Consider the following 2,083-nt stretch of genomic DNA (forward strand, 5'->3'; position numbering starts at 1 on the left):
GTGCGAGGCGGCGCGCCGGCGGGGCGAGGCACTGCGCGGTTCGGCCGCGCCCTGCGGGGGACTCGACGAGGCCGTGGCGGTGCTGGCGGCCCGCGGCTACGAACCGCACGTGGAGGACGGCGGCGACGAGGGAGCCGCGGCGCGCGTCGTCCGGATGCGCAACTGCCCCTTCCACGCCGTCGCGGAGCGCTTCCCGCCGTTGGTGTGCGGCATGAACCTCGCCCTGCTGGAGGGGTTGCTCGGCGCCGACGGACCCGTCCGCGCCCGTATGGACGCCAGACCGGGGGAGTGCTGCGTGGTGGTCGAGGATTCTAAAAACAATGACGATTGACATAGAGAGAACGGCCGTGCTGGGATGACACCATGACCGCATCCACGCGCGCCGCCCACCTCGCCCAACTCAACCTCGCCACGCTCCGGTACCCCCTCGAAGACCCCCGCATCGCGCCGTTCGTCGAGATGCTCGACCCGGTCAACACGGCCGCGGACGCGGCGCCCGGCTTCGTGTGGCGGCTCGTGGGGAACGGCGAGGCCAACGCCGCCGCCCTGCGTCCGGCCGGCGAGGACGTCATCGTCAACCTGTCGGTCTGGGAGAGCCAGGAGGCGCTGTGGGACTTCACCTACCGCAGCGGGCACCTGGAGGTCATGCGGCGGCGCCGCGACTGGTTCGAACGGCACGTCGAGGCACACCTCGTCCTCTGGTGGGTGCCCGCCGGCCACCTGCCGCCCGTCGGTGAGGCGCTGGACCGGCTGGCGGAGCTCCGGGCGAACGGTCCGTCCCCGCGCGCCTTCACCTTCGCCTCCTCCTTCACCGCGGAGGAGGCCGCCCAGCACCTCCCGCCCCTGCCGGCGGCACGGGCCTGACACGCCGATCGACGGCAACCGTCGGGCTGCCTGCCTGCCTGCCTGCCTGCCTGTTTGTCTGTCTGCCGGGCGTGGTCGCCGGATGTTCCGGTAGGTCCGCGGCGCCCGCCGTCGGCGGGGCGTGTCCGGTCAGTCGTCGATGCCGAAGGCCATGACGGTGGCCCAGTCGTCGGTGACCAGCAGCAGGTTGCGCCACTGGATGCTGCCCGTGTGCGGGCCGTCGACGTCGCCGGAGCATCGGACGGGCCCCAGATGTGCCTCGATCAGGTCGCAGACACCATCGGCGAGTTCGCCCGTCCGCCGGATCTGGGCGGGCGTGCGCAGGCCGGGATCCGAGTACCGCCGGGAGGGCTGCATGAACCCGTCGGTCACCTGACGGCGGAGAACCTCCCGCCAGGCCTGCGGTGACTCGAACGGCTCGACCGGCGTCCCCACCCGGTATCCACTGGGCCCCGCATCGTACACGGCCTGAGCGAGACGCCCCATCCGGTCGGGACCGGGTGCCGTCCCGGTGGCGGGGACGACGTGGAACAGGCCCACGGACGCCACATGGTTGCAGTCGTCGAGCAGGTCCTCGAGCGGTTCGGCCGCGGCCGAGACCGCCGCCGGGGCGTCGAGCGGGTTCAGCATGGGTGTCCGGATCCTCCGTGCGGCTCTGCGTGTCGGCCTCAGTGTGTCAGCCCGGCGGAACGTCCTGCCGGGCGATCCGGGAGGCAAGGGGCCCGCGGGTTCACCTCCCGGTGGTCCCGGCAGTGGCCAGGGCCGGAGACGTGAGTCCCCGGCCCCTCCGGGCACCCGCAGGTGACGCCGACCCTGCGCGATCAGCGCTCGCCCGGCACGGTCGGGTCCCGGTCAGCGCACCCGGACGTACTGGTCGCCCTTGAAGAAGTACAGGTCGCCGGTGCCGCCGCCGAGGCCTCGTGCCGGCGGTGTGCGCCACCACGGTGGACCTCGTGGTCGAGGAGTCGCGGCGCGCCCGGAGGGGGCGCCGCACCACCCGGCGGCCGTCCGGCGGGGTTGTGTCGCGGGTCTGGCCGGAAGGTCGGACCGCCGCCAATAATGGGCATGCCCATGACCTGTCGGACCGTCACCAGGAGGTTGACCCCTTGTCCCTGACCGGTACTCCGATCACCAGACGCACCTTCGCCCGCTCCGCGTTCGCCGCCACCCTCGCGGGCGCCGGGCTCGGGCTCGGTGCGCCGCGGGCCTCCGCCGTCGC

The 2,083-nt window shown here is 73.3% G+C and carries 2 protein-coding genes and 1 pseudogene; 2 read left to right on the forward strand and 1 reads right to left on the reverse strand.

The features are described 5' to 3' along the window. Window positions 1–331: pseudogene (locus ABZ641_RS34515) on the forward strand (transcriptional regulator); the annotation flags it as partial. 32 nt (window positions 332–363) lie between these two features. Beyond that, window positions 364–864 (forward strand): DUF3291 domain-containing protein, encoded by a 501-nt coding sequence (locus ABZ641_RS34520; RefSeq protein ID WP_359988290.1) that lies wholly within the window; start codon window positions 364–366, stop codon window positions 862–864. A gap of 129 nt (window positions 865–993) precedes the next feature. On the opposite strand, the gene ABZ641_RS34525 is transcribed toward ABZ641_RS34520, so the two are convergent. Continuing rightward, a complete protein-coding gene (locus ABZ641_RS34525; protein WP_359988292.1) occupies window positions 994–1,494 on the reverse strand; it encodes a hypothetical protein in 501 nt (166 codons plus the stop codon). Window positions 1,495–2,083: the final 589 nt, after the last annotated feature.

The sequence above is a fragment of the Kitasatospora sp. NPDC007106 genome (genome assembly GCF_040634455.1).
In the GTDB taxonomy this organism is placed as follows: Bacteria; Actinomycetota; Actinomycetes; order Streptomycetales; family Streptomycetaceae; genus Kitasatospora; species Kitasatospora arboriphila.

Bases quoted from the DNA above. Each gene is read 5' to 3' on its own strand.
- ABZ641_RS34525 (WP_359988292.1), bottom strand. From the start codon at position 1,494: ATGCTGAACCCGCTCGACGCCCCGGCGGCGGTCTCGGCCGCGGCCGAA.
- ABZ641_RS34520 (WP_359988290.1), top strand. From the start codon at position 364: ATGACCGCATCCACGCGCGCCGCCCACCTCGCCCAACTCAACCTCGCC.